Annotated in this window: 17 protein-coding genes and 1 tRNA gene; 14 read left to right on the plus strand and 4 right to left on the minus strand. The window is 56.8% G+C overall.

Features of this window, described 5'->3' with window-relative positions:
- The first annotated feature begins 89 nt into the window (after positions 1-89).
- The 5 genes from B7444_RS14120 to recQ all read left to right on the plus strand — a co-directional run bounded on the left by B7444_RS14120 (position 90) and on the right by recQ (position 7,669).
- Complete coding sequence (locus B7444_RS14120; protein ID WP_231502739.1) at positions 90-1,868, plus strand: sensor histidine kinase; 1,779 nt, start codon at positions 90-92, stop codon at positions 1,866-1,868.
- 111 nt (positions 1,869-1,979) lie between these two features.
- Positions 1,980-3,668, plus strand: coding sequence for a thiol reductant ABC exporter subunit CydD (gene cydD / locus B7444_RS14125; RefSeq protein ID WP_007281992.1), 1,689 nt, complete (start codon positions 1,980-1,982; stop codon positions 3,666-3,668).
- Positions 3,665-5,338: a thiol reductant ABC exporter subunit CydC gene (gene cydC, locus B7444_RS14130; RefSeq protein WP_007281993.1), complete on the plus strand. Its 1,674-nt coding sequence runs from the start codon at positions 3,665-3,667 to the stop codon at positions 5,336-5,338. Before cydD ends, cydC begins: the two co-directional genes overlap by 4 nt.
- A gap of 59 nt (positions 5,339-5,397) precedes the next feature.
- Entirely contained in the window at positions 5,398-5,805 is a 408-nt protein-coding gene (locus B7444_RS14135; protein WP_007281994.1) for an OmpA family protein, read from the plus strand.
- 13 nt (positions 5,806-5,818) lie between these two features.
- Positions 5,819-7,669, plus strand: coding sequence for a DNA helicase RecQ (gene recQ, locus B7444_RS14140; RefSeq protein ID WP_007281995.1), 1,851 nt, complete (start codon positions 5,819-5,821; stop codon positions 7,667-7,669).
- A gap of 14 nt (positions 7,670-7,683) precedes the next feature.
- Here recQ and B7444_RS14145 read toward each other — a convergent pair whose 3' ends face one another.
- The gene (locus tag B7444_RS14145; protein ID WP_007281996.1) at positions 7,684-8,151 is read right to left on the minus strand and encodes a copper chaperone PCu(A)C; all 468 of its coding nucleotides are present in this window, start codon (positions 8,149-8,151) and stop codon (positions 7,684-7,686) included.
- A 108-nt stretch (positions 8,152-8,259) separates the two neighbouring features.
- Between B7444_RS14145 and nrdR the strand changes: the two genes are divergently transcribed.
- The 3 genes from nrdR to thiL are packed head-to-tail and all read left to right on the plus strand — an operon-like array spanning position 8,260 to position 10,193.
- Positions 8,260-8,763 (plus strand): transcriptional regulator NrdR, encoded by a 504-nt coding sequence (gene nrdR, locus B7444_RS14150; protein WP_007281997.1) that lies wholly within the window; start codon positions 8,260-8,262, stop codon positions 8,761-8,763.
- The gene (nusB, locus tag B7444_RS14155) at positions 8,760-9,242 is read left to right on the plus strand and encodes a transcription antitermination factor NusB (protein ID WP_007281998.1); all 483 of its coding nucleotides are present in this window, start codon (positions 8,760-8,762) and stop codon (positions 9,240-9,242) included. The genes nrdR and nusB overlap by 4 nt, the downstream gene beginning before the upstream one ends.
- 3 nt (positions 9,243-9,245) lie before the next feature.
- A complete protein-coding gene (gene thiL / locus B7444_RS14160; protein ID WP_007281999.1) occupies positions 9,246-10,193 on the plus strand; it encodes a thiamine-phosphate kinase in 948 nt (315 codons plus the stop codon).
- A gap of 30 nt (positions 10,194-10,223) precedes the next feature.
- On the opposite strand, the gene B7444_RS14165 is transcribed toward thiL, so the two are convergent.
- Entirely contained in the window at positions 10,224-11,393 is a 1,170-nt protein-coding gene (locus B7444_RS14165; RefSeq protein ID WP_007282000.1) for a hypothetical protein, read from the minus strand.
- Positions 11,394-11,545: 152 nt separating this feature from the next.
- Here B7444_RS14165 and B7444_RS14170 point away from each other — a divergent pair, with 152 nt between their 5' ends.
- A complete protein-coding gene (locus tag B7444_RS14170; protein WP_016738253.1) occupies positions 11,546-12,349 on the plus strand; it encodes an SDR family NAD(P)-dependent oxidoreductase in 804 nt (267 codons plus the stop codon).
- A gap of 91 nt (positions 12,350-12,440) precedes the next feature.
- Positions 12,441-13,409 (plus strand): glucokinase, encoded by a 969-nt coding sequence (glk, locus tag B7444_RS14175; RefSeq protein ID WP_007282003.1) that lies wholly within the window; start codon positions 12,441-12,443, stop codon positions 13,407-13,409.
- Between the two features lie 48 nt (positions 13,410-13,457).
- On the opposite strand, the gene B7444_RS14180 is transcribed toward glk, so the two are convergent.
- Positions 13,458-13,531, minus strand: a tRNA-Cys gene (locus B7444_RS14180).
- A gap of 153 nt (positions 13,532-13,684) precedes the next feature.
- Between B7444_RS14180 and B7444_RS14185 the strand changes: the two genes are divergently transcribed.
- From B7444_RS14185 to B7444_RS14200, 4 genes are all read left to right on the plus strand, one after another.
- A complete protein-coding gene (locus tag B7444_RS14185) occupies positions 13,685-15,142 on the plus strand; it encodes a TolC family outer membrane protein (protein ID WP_186810552.1) in 1,458 nt (485 codons plus the stop codon).
- A gap of 35 nt (positions 15,143-15,177) precedes the next feature.
- Positions 15,178-15,669, plus strand: a complete 492-nt coding sequence (locus tag B7444_RS14190) for a DUF2497 domain-containing protein (protein ID WP_186810551.1) — start codon at positions 15,178-15,180, stop codon at positions 15,667-15,669.
- A 55-nt stretch (positions 15,670-15,724) separates the two neighbouring features.
- Positions 15,725-18,391 carry a valine--tRNA ligase gene (locus tag B7444_RS14195; protein WP_007282006.1) on the plus strand — a complete coding sequence of 889 codons (2,667 nt, stop codon included), beginning with the start codon at positions 15,725-15,727 and terminating at the stop codon, positions 18,389-18,391.
- Positions 18,392-18,545: 154 nt separating this feature from the next.
- Positions 18,546-19,262: a hypothetical protein gene (locus B7444_RS14200; protein ID WP_252365388.1), complete on the plus strand. Its 717-nt coding sequence runs from the start codon at positions 18,546-18,548 to the stop codon at positions 19,260-19,262.
- On the opposite strand, the gene ilvD is transcribed toward B7444_RS14200, so the two are convergent.
- Entirely contained in the window at positions 19,240-21,096 is a 1,857-nt protein-coding gene (gene ilvD, locus B7444_RS14205; protein ID WP_016738249.1) for a dihydroxy-acid dehydratase, read from the minus strand. The genes B7444_RS14200 and ilvD overlap by 23 nt on opposite strands.
- Between the last annotated feature and the right edge of the window lie 147 nt (positions 21,097-21,243).

Consider the following 21,243-nt stretch of genomic DNA (forward strand, 5'->3'; position numbering starts at 1 on the left):
TGCGCAGAAATGCTCACCCGTGATTTTCCAAACAGGCTCTAAGGGGCCTGGTCATTCCTTATCGTAGAATGATTTTCCGCAGTGTGAGAATGCTTGACACTGTCAGTGCTCGTGTCATGGCACTGATTGTCGCGACGACACTGCCACTCGCTACCATTGCGGGACTTCTTGCGTGGCACAATTATCAGGAAAATGTGGGCAATGCGCTTTCTCGAACAGAGAAAGATGCACAGTCAGCCCTGTCTGAACTCTCCAGCGACATGGATCAGACGCACACCGTGCTGGACATGCTCGCAGAAGGAGACGTCTCTGCTGACAATGCTCTCAGAGAATTTGGCCTCGTTCAGACCATATCCCAACATCACTACTGCTCACTGGTTCTGACAGACTCACAGGGTCGCCCCTCTGTGGTTTTGCCCCCTCCAGCTTCGCAGGATCCCGCCATCTGCAAGTCGGGTGAGCTGTTACCGACTCTCTATGATGGCTCTGAACGCCCCAATATCGGCGTGGATGTCCTGAAGGGAAATCGTGGCCCTCTGATTCGCTTTGTTGTTCCCCTGATGAACCAGGGCGCAATTGGCGGCTATATTATCGCGGTCCGTACGCTCGGCTGGCAAAGGAGCCATCTGCCTATAGGAGATGGTCGGCTTCTCCTGGGCGTGAATGACAATGCCCGTCACCTTCTGCTCATGAGCGACGGATCGATCTTTTCGCTATTCCCGGATCATCCCGGTACCCCCGAATTGCCTGCTGTAGTTCACGATCGTCTCCGCGCAGATCTGGCAAGACATGCGCTGCATGATGCTTTTACGATCAAAGGCACGACATATGTTCTTCAAAACGCATACGGCCCAGTCAGCCTTCTCGTGGCAACCGAGCGTACTCACGAGGAGAACAGGGCTCTTAATATTTTCCTCATCCGGGTCGGGCTTATTGCAGGGCTACTCGCGCTTGAACTGATTGGTGTCGCCCTGGCGGCAAGAGCATTTCTGGTGGAACCCCTCGAGCGGCTTGCTCTTGCAGTTGCAGAATGGAGACGCGGCGCCTCTTTTGATCCCCGAATCAATCGTTCCATCCCGCTGGAAATCCGTCATCTTGAACGTGCATTTCTCCGAGCGACACGTCGGCTCCCGCGTCATGAACGCGAGCTGGAACAGTCTGCCCATCATCAGGACATGTTGATTCGGGAAATTCACCACCGGGTCAAAAACAACCTTCAGGTTGTCGCATCGCTGTTAAACCTGCAGGCCAGCCGCATCCGATCCCATGAAGCCCGGGAAGAATTCAGACTGGTACGCGACAGAGTAAGGGCACTCGCCACACTGCATCGCTATCTTTATTCGGAAAATGGCCTGTCTGCGCTGGACGTGCAGAGCTTCCTTGAAGAACTCTGCTCCATTCTGTTTTCCGCACACAACATGAATACACAGACACGCATCCGGTTGAAGCTGGACATCGAGCACGTGCTGATTTCGCCCGATCAGGCTGTTCCCGTGGCGCTCATTGTAACGGAAGTCGTCAGCAACGCGTTACGCTATGCCTTTCCCGAGAACCGATCGGGTTTCATCCGTATTTCCCTTCGCCGTGTTCCCAACCCTCCACCGGAAAAAGAGGGTCTTGTAGAGCTTGAACTAGGAGACAATGGAATTGGCCTGGATGCTGCTCGCGCTTCCGAGTCCCGAACACGTCGGGAAGGCATCGGCATCCAGTTGATTCGGGGGTTTGCACGTCAGATCAGCGCAGATCTGCTGATCAGCAATGATAACGGCACCTGGTACAATCTGAAATTCGTGCCAGCCGACCCTATCCCGACCGCAGTCGCGCTCGCCCAGCAGGCGATCAACAGGAGTGATTCGCCCAATACATAGGGCATCACTGAAAGCTCCGACTCCGGAAAACCCGCATAAAAATCTAAATAAGCTGCAAGAAATCCTTCAAAGGCTGTCTTGTGGCGATTTTGCGACCTATATGCAGGGATCATGAAGGCCGACAAAACAATCGCAAAAGCGTGGATCAAGGCGCAGGGACGAGCCAGCCGTTCCAGTACCTCCTTCGTAGTGATCCTTGGACTGCTCTCGACCCTGCTGGGTCTCATGCAGGCATGGGCTCTGGCCCGGACACTTGCTTCCATCCTGACGTCTCATCCGGGCAATGCGCCGCCAGCTATCGGGCTGTTCCTGATTGTCAGCGTGGCCCGGACGGGACTGAGTGTCATTCAGGACGTCATGGCCTCCACCTCCAGCCTGATCGCACGCCGAAGACTGCGCTCAGACATCCTGGCACGAATTATCGGGGAGGGACCAGCTCTCCTACGCCGTCAACACAGCTCCGTCATCGCCTCAACACTGGTCGATCGCGTTGAAGCTCTGGACGGCTATTTTGCCCGCTGGCTTCCTGCATCAGCTCTCTGGCTGGTCTCTCAGTGGATCGTGGTTGCCGCTGTATTCTGGCAGAATCACAAGGCAGGCATCATCCTTGCGATTTGCTGTGCCACTCTACCTGTTTTCCAGGCAGTCTTTGGAATAGCCACAGCTGTGGCATCCCGCCGGCAATTCCTCGCCATGACCCGTCTTCAGACGCGTTTTCTGGATCGCGTCAAAGGGATCGCCACCATCGTGCTGTCTGGCGGCACCGAACGGGAAACGCAGGCTCTCGCAAAAAGCGCCGATGACCTGCGCATACGCACAATGAAAGTCTTGCGCATCGCTTTCATTGCATCTGCGACGACAGATGTTGCCATGGTGGCGGCTCTCGTCCTGATCGTCATTACCCAGAGCCATAGTCTGACAAATTCAACTCCAGAACTGACCTTGACGCGTGCTCTGTATGCAATCCTGCTGGTTCCGGAAGCCTTCGCCTCGTTCCGTGCCTTGTCGGCCGCCTATCAGGACCGCGCACATGCAACGGCTGCTGCCGAAGCCATGCATGCACTTGAACCGATCCCGAACGAACGTGCTGTCATGGGAGCGATAGCTACAGACGCGGCGCACAGCCTGTCGATCACTGCAAAGGACCTCTCTTTTGCGTGGAATCAAGAGCGCGGCCCCGTCATTCACAACGTCAGTTTTACGCTTCCGGCTGGCGAAACACTGATCCTGGAAGGCCCATCCGGATCAGGAAAATCTACGCTGCTTGAACTGCTTCTCGGCTTTGTTGCGCCATCCGAGGGACGCATCTTCCTTGGTGGTCAGGACATGGCCAACATGACGCCACGCCAGATTTCTTCCCAGATCAGCTGGATCGGACAGAAGCCTGTTCTTTTCGCGGGAACAATCCGCGAAAATATCCTTTTCGCAAAACCTGATGCGTCCGAGCCAGAGCTTGACGCCGCCATTTCGGCAGCAGCCATGGATCGTTACCTTCCGCTCCTTCCGGCAGGTCTGGAAACCCGCATTGGGGAGGGAGGTTTCGGCCTCTCCGGAGGGCAGGCCCAGCGCATCGCCATCGCGCGGGCATTCCTCAAAAACGCACCGATCCTGCTGCTGGATGAACCTACGTCCCATCTCGATCCGGCAACAGAAGCCGAAATTCTGGACAGTCTTCACAGACTGACACAGGGAAGAACTGTCGTCCTCTGTACACATTCGGCACAGGCTCGGCAGTTCCATGGGCGGCACCTCGTTCTCAATAGAGGTCGCGCCATCTCCTATACGGAGGAAGCGGCATGAGCGCCTCTCTTCAGTCCGAGCATCCCAAAAACGGAACAGCTCTTTCTCGCATCATCCAGATCTGGAAGCCACATTACGGTCGCCTGATTACCGGTGGCATCATCGCAGAACTCGCTGTCTGCTCCGGGCTGCTTCTGATGGGGCAGGCGGGCAGCCGTATCGCTGCCGCTGCAGTAGGGGTGGCGGCCGGGTCAGCTCTTTTGCAGATCGCTGGATCGTCCCAGATCGTTCTCCGGTATCTCGAACGTCTCTACACGCATGACGCAATGTTCCGGGCGCTGTCGGATCTGCGTGTCTGGTTCTACCGCCGACTGGCTCAGGGCGCCGCAGCAGGCCTTGGCTTTCAGAGATCCGGCGACCTTCTGTCGCGTCTGGTGTCTGACGTGCAAACGCTGGACAGTCTCTATCTTCGCATTCTCATTCCACTGGCAGCAGCCGTCCTGACGCTGCCAGTAGCGACCATTGTCTGGCTAAAAGCGGGCACGTTACCGGGCCTGATCACCGGGGCACTCTTTGCCATTCTGGCGTTTGCCCTACCTATGATGGCGGCACGCCTCTCCCGGAAGTTTGGTCCTGATATTCTTCATGCAGAATCCGATCTCCGGGTGGCAGCCCTCGATCTTGCGTCGGGTTTACGGGAAGCAAGAGCTTTCGGCGCCGAGGACGTGCTGGCGAACGTCGTAACGCAGCGGCAGGACGTTCTGTTTGCAGCACAACGACGCCAGTCCCTTCGCATGGCTCTTACAAACGGGCTGGCAGGGCTGATTGCGAAAGCGGGTGTTGCAGTCATGCTCTGTGCCGTTGCAGGCGTAATCTTTCACCAGTCTGCGCCTGTTGCCGGTATCGCTGCTCTATTTGTTGCGATCACAGCCCTGGATGCCGTTACGGGCCTCTCCCGTGCAGGCCTTCTATACGGGCAGGTCTCACACGCGGCGGACCGTATTATGGACGTTGCCGAACGTGGCTCTCAAGTCCAGGAAGGAACATCACCCCTACCAGCCCGTCACGATATCCGCATCGAGAACGTGACCTTCCGCTGGACGCCTGAACGGGCACCCGTTTTTCAGGATCTGACACTGACCCTTCGCGAAGGGGAGCGAGCCGCCCTGATCGGCCCTTCAGGTGCCGGAAAGTCGAGCCTTGCCGCGCTGCTCCTTAAGGTCGCCGCTCCAGAAAAAGGCGAAATTCTTCTGGGCGGAACAAATATTGCAGCGCTTCAGAACGACGCGCTTCGGTCCCGGGTCGCATGGCTCTCCCAATCCAGCCACCTGTTTGATGACACCATCCGCGATAACCTTCTTCTGGGGCGCACGAACATTTCCGAAGACGCCCTGTGGGCTGCACTGGAACAGGCGAAGATTGCCGACACGGTTCGGACCCTTCCTGATGGCCTGGACACATGGATTGGTGAAAGCGGATCAAAGCTCTCTGGCGGGCAGGGCAGGCGTATTGCACTGGCCCGTGTCCTGCTCTCGGACGCCCCTGTTCTTATTCTGGACGAGCCGGCAACCGGCTTGGACGCAGATACAGAAAAAGCTTTTCTGGAAACCCTGAACAATGTCGGAGAAGGACGAAGCGTGTTACTGATCGCTCATCGCCTGACAGGCGTTGAAAGGCTTGATCGGATCTGGCGCTTTGAGAACGGACACGTTGTTTCAAGCGCAGGTTGACCAGTCTTTGCCGAAGAGGCACCTAAAGGCCTCAATCCTTTCTTTCAGGACGTTACGCCATGGTTCGTATTTTTTCTTCCATTCGTCTTGCGGCTCCGGCTCTCGTCCTGACCGCCGCTCTGGCGGGCTGCGCAGACCAGCCTTCCCGCGACAGCTACGTCGTGTTCTTCGATCGTGATTCCGTGTCCCTGAGCCCGGTCGCGCAGGCTGTCGTAACGAAGGCCGCAACGGCTGCCCGTAACGAGCACGCACAAACCATTCGTGTTTCCGGCTCTGCTGGCGTGCATGGGGATCCGGCCGTTCTGAAAGAACTTGCAGACAGCCGTGCACAGGCCGTTGCAACTCAGCTCGCCAACGATGGCGTTAATGATGCAAAGATCGAGATCCGCCCGGAGCCGGAAACAACGATCGATGCCTCGCACGTCGCACTGCGTCGTGTTTCCATCACGATCAATCCGGGCCAGTGATCCGGCGCCCGGAGTGACGGAGGGATCCATCCCCCTTGCGCCCGGCCCAGGCCAGAACCCTGAACAGGTCCTTGCGGATGTGTTCGGGTTCTCCGGTTTCCGCGGTCTTCAGGGAGACGCCGTAGAAACCGTAATGCGAGGCGAGGACGTTCTGGTTCTCATGCCCACTGGTGGTGGAAAAAGCCTCTGCTATCAGGTTCCCGCCCTATGCCGTGACGGCATGGGCATTGTTGTCTCCCCCCTGATTGCCTTGATGGACGATCAGGTTGCGGGTCTCCGGCAGCTCGGTATCCGTGCAGCAGCCCTTCATTCAGAGCTTGAGACGGAAGAGCGGGAGATCCTCCGCGACGATCTGCGCAACAACAAGATCGACATTCTGTATATTTCGCCTGAACGGCTGCTCCAGCCAGGCACCGCCAACTTTCTGTCAAAGCGCAAAGTGTCTCTCATTGCGATTGACGAAGCACACTGCGTCTCCGCCTGGGGGCATGAATTCCGCCCCGAATATCGTGCTCTTGCGTCCCTGCCAGAGCTCTTTCCGAATGTTCCCCGCATTGCCCTGACGGCCACGGCTGACCCCAGAACCCGGGATGATATCCTGAACGTTCTGGGAATGCCCGATGCACGGGTGCTTATGGCCAGCTTCCACCGGCCCAATCTGTTTGTGGAAGCACGGCCGAAAGGTGGCGAGAGCAAGCAGCTTCTTGAGGCTCTCGAAAGTCACCGAACCGGCGCAGCCATCGTTTATTGCGGCAGCAGGAACAAAACCGAGCGCACCGCCACCATGCTGCGGGGGAAGGGCCTGACGGCTCTTCCGTATCATGCAGGCCTTTCACCCATCGAGAAGCGTGCGACCCTCATGCGCTTCCGCTCCGGGGAAGACATGGTGATCGTCGCTACGATCGCGTTCGGCATGGGGATTGACCGGCCAGATGTACGTTGCGTGATCCATCTGGATATGCCGTCTTCTCCGGAAGCCTATTACCAGCAGATTGGGCGGGCAGGGCGTGACGGAGAAAAATCCGACACACTTCTCCTGTATGGCGGTGAGGATATGGCGCGGGCGCGCCATTGGCTGGAGCAGTCAAACGCGCCCGACAATGAAAAACGTGTCATGCAATCCCGCCTGGAAAGCATGATCGCCCTTACGGAAACCACAGGATGCAGAACGCAGGCACTTCTGGCCTGTTTCGGCGAGAACCTGTCATCTCCCTGCGGACATTGTGACAACTGCATCACGCCCGTCTCCACGTTTGACGGCACAGAAGCAGCCCAGAAAGTTCTTTCCGCGATCTACAGGACCGGTCAAAGGCTTGGCGCCGTGCAACTGACGAATGTTTTGCGGGGCAAGACGAACGAAACAATCGAACGCCATGCCTATAACCATTTATCCGTGTTCGGGATCGGTAAGGATCAGACGGAAAACTGGTGGCGAGCGGTTGTCAGGCAACTGATTGCCCGAGGCGCCATCCGGACCCATGGCGAGCACGGCAGCCTGGCCCTTCAGGCAGAAATCGCACGGCCGATCCTGCGCGGGGACGAAAAAATACTGCTCCGTCAGGATACGCGCCAGAGCCTGATCGCCCGCACGCCGTCGAGCAATCAGGAAAACGAGAGCCTGTCTCCCGAAGAAAAAACCGTGTTCGATGCGCTGCGTCAGTGGCGGCTTTCAGAAGCCCGGGAACAGGAAATCCCGCCTTACGTCATTTTCCACGATTCTGTACTGCGTGACATCGCCCGGGAGCATCCGGTCAGCCATCAGGAGCTTGCCAGCATCAAGGGCGTGGGAACATCCAAGCTCGACCGGTATGGCGAATCGGTTCTGGCGGTCATCAAGGAAATCTCGGCCACGATCATGGCCTGAGACTTCCGGGAATTTCACTTTACGCTTTTGACCGCAAACCCGATCGTAACGCTGTCTCCATCCAGGAACTGGAAGGTAAACGGAATTTTTTCTCCCTGTTGCAGGGACTTTGTGATGCCGCTGCACAGCAGGTGATACCCTGAAGGAGGAAAAATCATTTCCGAATTATGGGGAAGAGACAGATGGGAAAACAGGTCATTCGTCGCCTGTGTCTGTTCCTGATTGGTATGATGCGCGGTGATGCTGGAGCAGATCGGGGACGACACGCCTTTCAGCAGATGATCGACATCATCGTCATTGCGAATCGTAAAATACCCGTTGGCATATGACGTGTCATGCGATGAGGGGGATAGCGTTCCGTCCAGAACAACGATTTTCTGGCGATTATGCTGGGCCGCAGGGAGCGCCCCGGCATCCTGAGCAAAGCCCGGAACCGCAGAAAACGACAGCAGAACAGCAAAAGCAGCAGATACCCGTTTCAACGACAGTCTCCTAAAAACGGACAGGCCCGTTTTGGGTTGGAACGTATGATCCGGTAAACTGCCTCCAATTCCCCGGCCACCACAAGGCCCGAACAATCAGGACCGTCCATGCGTTGCCCTTTCTGCGGACATGAAGACACTCAGGTGAAGGACAGTCGCTCCAGCGAAGACGGAACGGCAATCCGTCGTCGTCGCGTCTGCTCCGCCTGCACCCAGCGCTTCACGACCGTTGAGCGCGTTCAGCTTCGGGAACTGACCGTCATCAAGACTGACGGTCGCCGCGCACCGTTTGATCGGGACAAGCTCGCACGCTCCATTCGTGTGGCCCTCCGCAAACGCCCGGTTGAGGAAGAACGTCAGGAACGGCTGGTCAACGGGCTGGTCCGACAGCTTGAGGCCTCCGGGGAACAGGATATTTCTTCACATCGTATCGGCGAACTTGCCATGGACGCATTGCGTGAGGTGGACGGTGTGGCTTATGTCCGCTTCGCCAGCGTCTATCGCGACTTCCGTGAAGTCGAGGCTTTCTCGAAGATCCTCGCCGACATGAACCCCATTTCCGGGGACGCACATGCGTCCCTGCCGACCAAAGACTCTCAGGAGACACCATGACCGCATCCGACGCGCCCACGAGCCCCCCGACGCGCCGCAGCCGGACAATCGCCCGTGTTGCTGCCGTTCAGGCCCTGTTCCAGTGCGAACAGTCCGGCGACAATGCGGAGACCGTTCTCAACCAGTTCCTCCGCCACCGCCGCGTCAGCCCGACAGCTTCATTCGAAGACGGTCACATTCCTGATGCAGACCTGACGCTGATGCAGGAAATCGTCCGTGGCGTCACACTCAAGCAGGACAAGGTTGATCATACACTGAGCGACCTGTTGCCAGAACAGTGGCCAATTTCCCGTCTTGATCCGGTCCTCCGCAGCCTGCTGCGTGCGGCCGTTTTTGAGATCGCAGAGACAGATACACCCGACCGCATCGTCATTAACGAATATCTGGACGTCGCCCATGGCTTCTTCTTCGGTGACGAGCCAAAGATGGTAAACGGTATTCTGGATACCCTGAGCCGTCGCGGTGAAGGCAACGCCTGATCCATGTCGGGCGAATTCAGTTTCATCGCCCGACACTTCCGGCCCCTCGCAGGCCGGGAAAGTCTCGACCTTCGAGATGACTGCGCCCTGATTTCCTGCCCTCCGGGGCAGGAACTGGCCATTTCAACCGACACAATGGTCGAGAATGTCCATTTCCTTCCGGATGATCCTCCGGAAACGCTTGGACGCAAACTCCTGCGCTGCAATCTGTCAGATATCGCAGCCATGGGAGCAGCGCCCTACGCCTACACCCTGAACGTCACCATCCCCCGGGGACCACGTCACAACGACACCTGGTTCAGCGCTTTCGTAGCCGGATTATCAGAGGACCAGGCCCAATACGGCGTGACGCTTCTGGGAGGCGACACAACCTCCACGTCCGGACCTCTGGTTCTCTCTGCCACGGTATTCGGCCGCCTGAGCAAAGGAACCGCGCTGCGACGAAATGGCGCCAAAGCGGGCGACAGCCTGTGGGTCACGGGTACAATCGGCGATGCCGCGCTCGGCCTTCTGACTCTTCAGGGAAAAATTTCTGATCCATCAGGTTTTCTGGCTGACCGCTATCGCTTACCGCAGCCAAGAACAGGATTGGCCCTGAACGGTATCGTGCATGCAGCGATGGATATTTCAGACGGCCTTATTCAGGACTGTCAGCATATTGCCGAAGAATCCGAGGTCGCCATCGACCTTCAGACAGAAGCCGTACCTGCATCACCAGCCGCAAAAACCCTGGGCCCGGCGTGGCTGGAACAACGACTGACCGGGGGGGATGACTATGAACTGCTTCTGGCCTGTCCGCCTGAGCACGAACATTCCCTGGCTCGTATCTGCCGGGAAGCCGGAGTTCCCGTAACGCGAATAGGATCATTGCGATCAGGACGCGGCGTGCGTGCGCTTAATCGGGATGGGCAGGTCATCCAGTTTTTAAAAGGAGGATGGCAGCACTTCTGAACGCTGCCCATCGCGTTCCTTTTTCGGCCTTCAGCCCTCAATCGGGCACTCGTACAGGCGATACCGCTTGTAAGGATGCGGTACGACAGCTTCCGCCAAGTTCTTCATCCGCGTATCGGATTCCTGGATCCACCCCAGCTCGACCCATTTATAAGGGAGAGATTGACCACGGCGCAGCAGTTCCGAAATCGCTAGGGACGGCAGCAGAGAGCCGAGCATGGTTCCGTGAAGTTTCCGGGTGACCCCCAGCAGGATCACGCGTGCAGAGTGGAACCGGTGGAGCCCAAGGCGAGCACCAAGCTTTACCCAACCCAAAGGTGAGGGATCTCCACCAAGATCGCCGGCAATGTCGTAAAGGTTTGGAACGACCAGAGCCATGGCGACAGGCTCTCCGTCCTGATCAATCTGCACATAATGCTCAGGCCGCAGCAGCGGCTTGAGCTGAGCGATCATGGCCTTCATTTCATAGTCCTGAAGGGGGACGAAGTTGTACTTCCCGCTCCAGGCATCGTTATAAAGCGTGCGCAGGACTTCTCCCTGCGCCGCAATCTGCTTCTTGGAGAGGCGTGTCAGGGAGATTGACCCAAGACGTCCTTCGCCAATCGTCAGATCACCCGGAACACGGAAAATCGATTCGCTTTTATCCGTCAGGTCCAGCTTGTAGCTCAGCAGATCTTCGGTTCGCTGATAACCAGCCGCTTCCACCAAATGCCCGAGCAACTTGGGATGCCACGGCATCGCAATCATCAGAGGCTGATCCTGCCCCTCGATCATGAGGCCGGACTCACCGTTTCCGCTCAGCGTAACGGGGCCACGAACGCGTTCCATGCCCTGCAACCGGAGCCAGTGCCGTGCAGCATCCAGCAGCGCAGACACGACAGACGCTTCTGGAACAGCATCCAGCGCCCCGAAGGACCCGATTTTCTCGCCCCAGAACTCGATCGCGCGATGATCAACAATCGCAGCAATGCGACCGACCGGGGTATTGCCACGCCAGGCCAGAAAGTAGCGGATGCTGGAGTGACGAAAAATCGCCGCCTTGCGGGGGTTGAGAAGGTCGTTCTGTTCCATGTCCAGCGAAGGAACAAAGCCGGGCATCCCAGCGTAGATACGACGGGGCAGGATAATGAAGAGCTTCAGATGTGCCCGCGTCGTAACTGGACGGACTACTAGATCATCTTGCGGAGCGGGCGATGTCATAGGGTCGGGCCTTGCACCTCTGGTTGGAAAACAGGTTCCGGAATAAAGGGTAGCGTGCCGTTCAGGCACGGGGTCGCATCTTCTGGCATGGGAAGGCTATACCTTTCCACCATCAATCCGACCATGACTTTCAATATGTGGATCTTTCTTCCATGACATCGACACCGCCCAACAGGCCCGGTCTTCAATCACGCATCCTGATCACCGGAGCCTCAAGCGGCATCGGAGAAGCCCTTGCGCTTCATTATGCACGGGCTGGCACACATCTCATACTCTGGGGACGCAACCAGACACGTCTGGATCGTGTCGCAACGCAGGCCGCCAGACACGGCGCAACGACCGAGACACTGGCTCTGGATCTCCGGGACCCGGATGCAGCCCTTCAGGCCCTTCGCACGGCCGATGACAAAACTCCGGTTGATATTCTCATTCTGGCGGCTGGCCTGGGCGATATCCGGCCGGAAGGTGAACTCACGGAACTCCCCGAAGAGGTAAAGACAATCTCGCTGGTCAATTTCACCACGCCCGTCACACTGGCGACCGAAATGTCCCGGAGAATGATCAAACGGGGCGGAGGTAACATTGCCCTGATCGGGTCTGTCGCCGCATTCCATGATCTGCCGATTGCCACGGCCTATAGCGGTTCCAAGGCAGGCCTGGCCCGGTTCAGCACAGCTCTTCACGCAGCTATGACACCGCATAATGTCCATATCACGCTAGTCTCTCCCGGCTATGTGGACACGCCGATGAGTCAACGCCTTGAAGGAGCCCGACCTTTCCTCGTTTCCTCCAGCAGGGCTGCACGCCTGATTGCTCGCGCAATCGGTCAGGGGAAGGCCCATCTCATGTTCCCATGGCCGTTTGCACTGGCGCGTCTATTGGAGATGCTGGTGCCCCGACCCATTGCCCATCGCCTCCTGCGCTCCGCAGAAGTGCGACAGCGTGCGTCAAATTAGGAAAATCAACGTCTCGCTAACTTGACGCCACGCAGCCGGTAAGCGACTGCTTCCACATTAAATCCGCCAGACAGGCCAAAGGAAAGTTGTCATGAGGGAAATTGTTGCGGTCGACATTGGGGGCACCCACGCCCGTTTCGCGATTGCAAGCATCGAGAACGGGAAAGTTGTTGAGCTCGGAGAAGCCGTCACCCTGAAATGCGCCGAGCACGCCAGTCTTGCTCTCGCCTGGGAAGCTTTTGGCCGCTCCCTTGACCGGCCGATGCCAAAAGAAGCGGGTATTGCTGTCGCCTGTCCGGTCACCGGCGAAATCCTGAAGATGACCAATAATCCCTGGATCATCCATCCGTCCCAGCTGGCTCAGCGCCTGCATCTGGAAAATTTCGTGCTGGTCAACGATTTCGGTGCCGTCGCCCATGCAGTAGCGCAGGTTGACCCCTCCTACATGCAGCATCTCTGCGGACCGGACATTGACCTTCCTCCACAGGGAGCGATTACAATCGTGGGCCCCGGTACGGGCTTGGGTGCCGCATGCCTTCTTCGACGCGGATCGAGGTATTTCGTCATGGAGACAGAAGGCGGCCATCTGGACTACCCACCGCTCGATGACGTTGAAGACCGGATCCTGAAGGCTCTGCGTCAACGTTTCCGCCGTGTATCGGCAGAGCGGATCGTGTCCGGACCGGGCCTGACGAATCTTTATGAAGTCATCGCGGAACAGCAGGGACTGCCCATTACCCTGCGTGACAACAAGACCCTCTGGCAGAACGCAATAGAAGGCTCGGATACCATCGCCGCTGCCGCCCTCGAACGATTCTGCCTCAGTCTCGGCGCGATTTCTGGCGACCTGGCTCTCGCGCATGGAGCAAAGGGCGTCGTGATTGCGGGCGGCCTGGGCCTGCGTCTGGCAGGAATTCTTGGAGAGTCCGGATTTGCAGAACGCTTCGTTGCCAAAGGGCGTTTTGAGGCAATAATGAGCGAAATGCCCGTCAAGATCATCATGCATCCGCAGCCAGGACTATTTGGCGCGGCGGCAGCATATGCGGAAGCTCATTCCTGAGGGAACAAGGAAAATGCTCGGATTTTCAAGGGGATAGATAAGGTCTCCTGGAGGTCCGGGCGGGAATCGAACCCACATTCGCGGATTTGCAGTCCGCTACATCACCATTCTGCCACCGGACCTCGGGGAGACAGGCGCTGTATCGTCTCTCAGAGCGTTTTGGTCAAGAGAGATATTTCAATCCGGAAGAGGATTTTTCTTCTTGGAATGAACAGGCTATTAAGAGCTGATTCACGAAACGCTGCGATACAGTGTTCAGACGGGCAGGATATCTCATGACTTCAGGATGCAACGGCGCAAAGACAATGACTGGTCCTCTCGGGCTGGGTCTTCTGACCTTCCTCCTGAGCGGTACCGCTCTTGCTCAGAAATATGATGGAAGCGGTTCGCCAACCTTTGTGCCGCATACGTTGCAGGAAGCCCTCTCCACCGCCTATCTGACCAACCCGACCCTCAGGGAAGAGCGTGCCCGCCTCCGTGCGACGGATGAGCAGGTGCCGACAGCGATGGCTGGATGGCACCCGACCATTCAGGGCACCATGAACCTGAGTTATTATGACGGCGCCACCAATTACGCCTCAACAGGCGGATCACTGGGAAGCAACGTCCGGTATCAGACACCTGGTTACAATGGCGGAGTAAATATTTCGCAACCGCTTTATCAAGGCGGAAAAACTCTTGCCAGCATCCATGCGGCGACCAATCAGGTCATGGCGGAACGGGCCAAACTGATTGCGACTGAGCAGGACGTCTTTACCAACGTTGTAAATGCATATGTTGGTGTCATTGAAGACGAACAACTCCTTCAGTTGGCCATCAACAACGAGCGTGTTCTTCAGCAGCAGCTTCAGGCTACGGAGGAGCGTTTCCATGTGGGAGAAATCACCCGCACGGATGTCGCTCAGGCACAGGCAGCACTGGCAAGTGCTACCGCGCAACGCCAGCAGTCAGAAGGGACGCTTCAGAGCGCACAGGCTACGTATCTGCAGATCGTTGGTATTGCAGCGCCTCCGAACCTTGAGCCGCCTCAGCCTCTGAACCTTCCTGTGAAAAGCGAAAAAGAAGCTATTGGGCTAGCCGTTCAGAATAATCCCAATGTTGTCAATGCGCTCTTCACGGAAGCACAACAGAAGGACAATGTCTCCGTTCAGATCTCCGCAATCATGCCCAAGGTCTCCGCGGAACTGAACTACCAGCACTCTGTCAATCAGGGGTACAGCCGGTCGCTGACAGACAACAAGTACGGAGTGATCGCATTCCAGGTCCCCATTTATCAAGGTGGATCGGAATATTCCGCTATTAGGGGGGCGCGCCAGCAGACACAGGCCGCCCATCGGGAAGTCGACGTACAACGTCGTCAGGCTCTGCAGAAAGCCGCCGCCAGCTGGCAGCAGATGGTTGCCTACAAGCAATCCATCGCCAGCGACCGTATCGCCATTTCCGCAAACGTGGTGGCGCTGGATGGCGTCGAGCGACAGGCACTTGTTGGCACCAGCACAACCCTTGCAGTTCTCCAGCAGCAGCAGACCCTCCTCTCGGCACAGCAGGCCCTGGTACAGCATCTCTCCAATCTGGTGCTGTCGTCCTATGCTGTAGCAGCCTCCATTGGCCGCCTGACTGCATCGGACCTGAAGCTGGGCGTGCCGCTCTATGACGAAAAAGCCTATTACAACGCCGTCAAGAACAAGCTGTGGGGAATGAGCGATTACGCCATCAACCAGCCAGGGCGTTAAAACTTTCCTGTAAGCCGCGGATAATTTTGCAGCCCATGACTTCCCCAGTGCAACCACCGTCCCAGTCGGGCAGTGATGACGAAACAATTGAAACCGTTCTCAGCTCGATCCGCCGGATCCTGCATGACGATACGATTAACAAGGATAAAAAGGGTCAGCTTATGACGTCCACCACACCTCAAGATGAGCTTACCCTTGATTCTTCCATGATGGTTTCCGCACCAGAGGCGGCATCTCCGACCGAGCAGAAATCAATGGAAAGTTCTGCATCAGACGACCTCATGGGTGCACAGACCATCGCAGCAGCTGAACATTCCCTCAAGGATCTTCAGAGTGCGTTCAGCGCGCGCGGCAGCAAGGCCATCCCATCCGATACCGTCATCAGCAATGGCAGCGGCATGACAATTGAGGATATGGTACGCACAGAGGTGAGGGCCATGGTTCGGACGTGGATGGACGCTCACCTGCCATCACTGGTGGAAATCCTTGTCCGCGCCGAGATTGCGCGCCTTCGCCCTAACAGCTGAAAAGCTTTCACTCGTCTTCCACTTTAACAGCAGTCGCTGATCTTTCTGGATTATCATGCTCGAAAAAAGTTTTGTTCCCGCCGAACACGAAACCTCCCTGTACGACAACTGGGAGAAAAGCGGGGCTTTCCGTGCCGACCCGAATGCACCGGGAACACCTTTTTCGATCATGTTTCCACCCCCAAATGTCACGGGTACGCTTCATCTGGGTCATGCCCTGACCTTCACTCTTCAGGACATCCTGATCCGCTGGAAGCGTCAGGAAGGTTTCAACGTCCTTTGGCAGCCAGGAACTGATCACGCCGGCATCGCTACCCAGATGGTTGTTGAGCGTGCTCTGGATAAGGAAGGCGTAAGCCGGACTGCACTGGGACGTGAAGGTTTTGTGGAGCGCGTCTGGGACTGGAAGCAGCAGTCTGGTGGCGAAATTGTTCAGCAGCTCCGCAAACTCGGCGCATCAGCCGACTGGGAGCGTGAGCGCTTCACGATGGATGAGGGGCTTTCGAAAGCTGTCCGCAAAGTCTTCGTTCAGCTTCATCAGGAAGGCATCATTTACCGTGACCGCCGTCTGGTAAACTGGGACCCCAGCTTCCGTTCCGCAATCTCGGACCTTGAAGTCGAAAATCGCGAGACCAGGGGATCAATGTGGTACATCCGCTATCCGCTTGAGGATGGCCGGACCATTACCGTGGCTACCACTCGCCCCGAAACAATGCTGGCGGACGTCGCAGTAGCCGTTCATCCTGAAGATGAACGTTATGCTGACATGATCGGCAAACTGGTAACGCTTCCTCTGACAGGCCGGCGTATCCCGATCGTAGCGGACCTTCATTCCGACCCGGAAAAAGGTACAGGTGCCGTCAAGATCACACCTGCGCATGACTTCAACGACTTTGAAGTTGGCAAGCGCCATGATCTGCCTGCCCCCACCATGCTCGATGAAACAGCATGCATCTGGCTTGATGAAATCCGCAGCGAGTTGCAGGACGTTGAGGGCCTTGCCTCTATCGAATTTGTGAATTCTCTGGCTGGCATGAGCCGGGAAGAAGGGCGCAAGCGGATTGTCTCCGAACTTGAACGTCTGGAATGGCTGGAAAAAATTGAGCCACACAAACTTCAGGTTCCGTACGCAGAGCGTGGCGGTGCCGTTGTTGAGCCTCGCCTGACGCTTCAGTGGTACTGTGACGCACAGAAGCTTTCCGGCCCGGCAGTAGACGCTGTCGAAAGCGGTAAAATCGTTTTTGAGCCCCGGCAATGGCAGAATACATTCTTCGCCTGGATGCGGGATCTTCAGCCATGGTGCATCAGTCGTCAGCTTTGGTGGGGGCATCGTATTCCGGCCTGGTATGCGCCAGACGGAAGCGTTTTTGTTGCCGAAAACGAGGCCGAAGCTCAGGCTCAGGCCGGCGAGGGCATACCACTCACGCAGGACGAAGACGTTCTGGACACATGGTTCAGTTCGGGCCTCTGGCCGTTCACGACGCTCGGGTGGCCGGACAAGCCCCCAGAACTGGCACGGTATTATCCAACAAGCGTGCTGGTCACAGGTTTTGACATTATCTTCTTCTGGGTCGCCAGAATGATGATGATGGGTCTGCATTTCATGGATGACGTTCCGTTCCGTACGGTCCTGATCCATGGTCTGGTTCGGGACGAAAAAGGACAGAAAATGTCCAAGTCCAAGGGGAATGGCCTCGATCCTCTGGATCTTATCGCCGAGTTTGGTGCTGATGCCACACGTCTGGCAATCTGTGCAGGAACCGGCCCGGGACGAGACATCAAACTTGGCAGAAAGCGCGTTGAAGAACATCGTGCCTTCGTCACCAAACTCTGGAATGCGGCACGGTTTCTCGAAATGAACGGGGCGGCACCCGTCACAGATTTTGACCCTGCAGCAGTTCAGGGCAGCCTGAGCCGGTGGATTCTTACCGAAGCCAATGCGGCTATTACCGAAGCCCAGCAGGCTCTTTCGGCCTATCGCTTCGATGAGTATGCGAACTGCTGCTATCGTTTCGTCTGGAGCCGCTTCTGTGATTGGTTCGTAGAGTTCTCCAAACCCGTTTTCGCAGCAGAAAATGCTGAAACGACTGAGCTTCGCGCCGTAAGCGCGCATGTTCTGGGCCTGATTCTACGCCTGATGCAGCCAGTGACACCATTTGTCACGGCGACGCTTTGGGAGCAGCTAGGTTACGCTGGTGATTTCACAGCCATCCAGTGGCCGGAAACCATGTCCGTTCAGGGGGCCGAAGAAGCCCGGGCAGAACTCGACTGGGTGGTGCGACTGATCAGCGAAGTCCGGACTGTTCGTTCAGAAATGAATATTCCTCCGGCCCAGAAAGCTCCGCTGATTTTCCGGGATGTTTCCCCGGAGAATCTTGCCCGCGCCAAGACCTGGGAAGAAGCCATCGGGCGTATGGCGCGTGTTTCGGAAGTGGATGTTCTGTCGGGCGATATCCCTCGCAATGCCGCACAGATCGTTCTGGACGAAGCCACGATTTTTATTCCTCTTGAAGGGCTTATTGATCTCGATGCAGAGCGCGCGCGTCTTGCAAAAGAGATCAGCAAGAACGAAGGTGAAATTGTTAAAGTCCGCCGCAAACTGGACAACGCTGATTTTGTTGCACGCGCAAAGCCTGAAGTGGTTGAAGAAAACCGCCAGCGTCTTGAAACTTTCGAGCATGACCTCGAACGCCTCAAGGCCGCTCTGGCGCGACTTGGCTAAAACCCGGCATTTTACTTGTCTTGCTCTGGCGATAACACTTTCGCAGGTGTTTCCCGCCAGAGCCTCAGAACTTCCAACTGGATCGAGTATTCAGAAAGCTGTTCTGTTCGGCCAGACCATGGAGATGGTGGCCTTCAGGCCACCGGACTGTCAGTTGCGCGCAATTCTGCTCGTCATGGCAGCCAAAGATCGCGATAGCCAAAGCTATCGCGATGACAGTGTCCCGCTTGCCAATGCTGTTTGTGGGGTTGTTTTTTCCCCGACATTTCCTGAGAAACAGTTTCCGACCTGGCAATACCAGCGAGGCGGTTTCCCTGTGCGGAATAACGAACTTCCAACAGCAACTCTGATCAAACCCATGGAACAATGGGCTTGGCAGGAAACCGGGCTTCCCCAACTTCCTATCATCCTGATTGGCCATTCTGCTGGCGCACAGTTTCTGGATCGTGTGGCGGCTTACGCTTCCGCCGATGAAGCAGAGATCATTCTCATGAATCCCGCGACCTATGTGGAGCCTGAGACGGAAAGCCCTGTGCCATACGGCTTCAATGGCTGGCCGGAAAATATCCAGCAAATCTCGATCAAGCATTACCTTGCCGAGCACATCACCATTCTTCTGGGCTCCGATGATGTTGAAACAACGCTTGGAGCAGGGCGGGTTGCACAGGCTATGGGGCAAGGACGTAATCGCCTTGAACGGGGCCAGTGGGCATTTGCGCAAGCGCGGGAACAGGCCTATCGCCTGAACGTCCCATTTAACTGGGACATTGATATCGTTCCGAATACCGGCCATGACGGCCAGAAAATGATGGCCTCTCCCGAATTGAGAGAGGCCGTGGAGCGCGTGATTAGCCGCGGGTCTTCACAATGATCTGTGAAAGATCGCGAACAGCACCGTTCGCAGCACTGGTCGTCATCGCAGCATAAGCCTGAAGGGCGCGGGAAACATACCGTGTCCGGTTCGGCTTCCAGGCCTGCTCACCACGATTGTGCATGGCTTCACGACGGCTGGAAATCTCTGCATCCGAAACATCCAGACGCATGATGCGGTTCGGAATGTCGATCACGATGCGATCGCCATCTTCCACCAGTCCGATCAGACCACCTTCCGCGGCTTCCGGAGAGACATGTCCGATGGACAACCCCGAGCTACCGCCAGAAAAACGACCATCCGTGACAAGAGCACAGACTTCTGCCAGTCCCTTGGATTTCAGGTAGCTGGTCGGGTACAGCATTTCCTGCATGCCCGGCCCACCGCGCGGTCCCTCATAGCGAATGACAACCACATCCCCGGCACCAATCCGGTTGCCCAGAATGGCAGCAACTGCGTCATCCTGACTTTCGAAAACGCGGGCAATACCCGTGAATGTCAGAATGTCTTTTGCGACGCTGGCCGTCTTTACGATGGCACCATCTTCGGCAAGGTTGCCGTACAGAACGGCCAGTCCACCATCCTGCGAAAAAGCATTTGGCCTGTTGCGCAGAACACCTTCTTCACGGTCCAGATCCAACTCGTGATACCGGCTGGACTGTGAGAACGCATGAACGGTACGCACGCCGCCCGGCGCGGCACTGAACATATGACGAGCTTCTTCATCGCCGTGCACGATGTCCCATTTTTGCAGGGCATCAGCCATGGTGGATGAATGAACCGTAGGAATCGACGTCTGGAGCAGGCCAGCACGATCCAGTTCACCAAGAATGGCCGGAATACCCCCAGCGCGATGCACGTCTTCCATATGCACATCTGCTTTGGCTGGTGCCACCTTGCACAGATGTGGAACCTTGCGGGACAGGCGGTCGATATCCGCCATATGAAAATCGACTTCTCCCTCACGCGCCGCAGCCAGCAGATGCAGCACAGTGTTCGTGGAGCCGCCCATGGCAATATCAAGCGTCATGGCGTTTTCAAACGCACTCCGCGTCGCGATGCTGCGCGGCAGAACAGAGGCATCGTCCTGCTCATACCAGCGACGTGCCAGCTCAACGGAGAGACGGCCAGCCCGCAGGAACAGATCGCGACGGTCCGCATGAGTCGCCAGCAGGGAGCCATTACCAGGCAGCGCAAGACCCAGAGCTTCCACGAGGCAGTTCATGGAATTGGCCGTAAACATGCCAGAGCATGATCCGCAGGTCGGGCAGGCGGAACGTTCGATCTGTTCGGATTCACTATCCGTCACATTCGGATTTGCCGCAGCAACCATGGAATCCACGAGATCCAGCTTACGCTCGATGCCCGGACCGTTAAGCTTGCCCGCTTCCATGGGGCCGCCAGACACGAACACGACAGGAATATTCAGCCGCAGGGACGCCATCAGCATACCCGGCGTGATCTTGTCGCAGTTGCTGATGCAGACGATGGCATCGGCGCAATGCGCATTGACCATGTATTCGACGGAGTCAGCGATCAGCTCACGTGAGGGCAGCGAATACAGCATTCCGCCGTGACCCATCGCGATGCCGTCATCAACGGCAATCGTGTTGAACTCCTTGGCAACACCGCCTGCCTCTTCAATAGCGGAAGCGACAAGAGATCCCATGTCCTTGAGGTGGACATGGCCCGGCACAAACTGGGTGAAGGAGTTGGCAATCGCGATAATGGGCTTTCCGAAGTCACCGTCCTTCATCCCCGTCGCACGCCAGAGGGCACGCGCGCCAGCCATGTTGCGGCCATGGGTCGTAGTGCGGGAACGATAGGCAGGCATCAGAACAGAACTTTCATAACGGAAGGAGCCATGCTCCATAGCGAATCAAACAAAAAAAGAACAGTGCGGGAAAGATATGAAAAGCATTCTCTCCCGCTCTTGCTAGATGGGAACACACGAGGCCAAAATCCATCCAAAGATCAGGAG

The sequence above is a fragment of the Gluconobacter thailandicus F149-1 = NBRC 100600 genome (genome assembly GCF_000964465.1).
Lineage (GTDB): Bacteria > Pseudomonadota > Alphaproteobacteria > Acetobacterales > Acetobacteraceae > Gluconobacter > Gluconobacter thailandicus.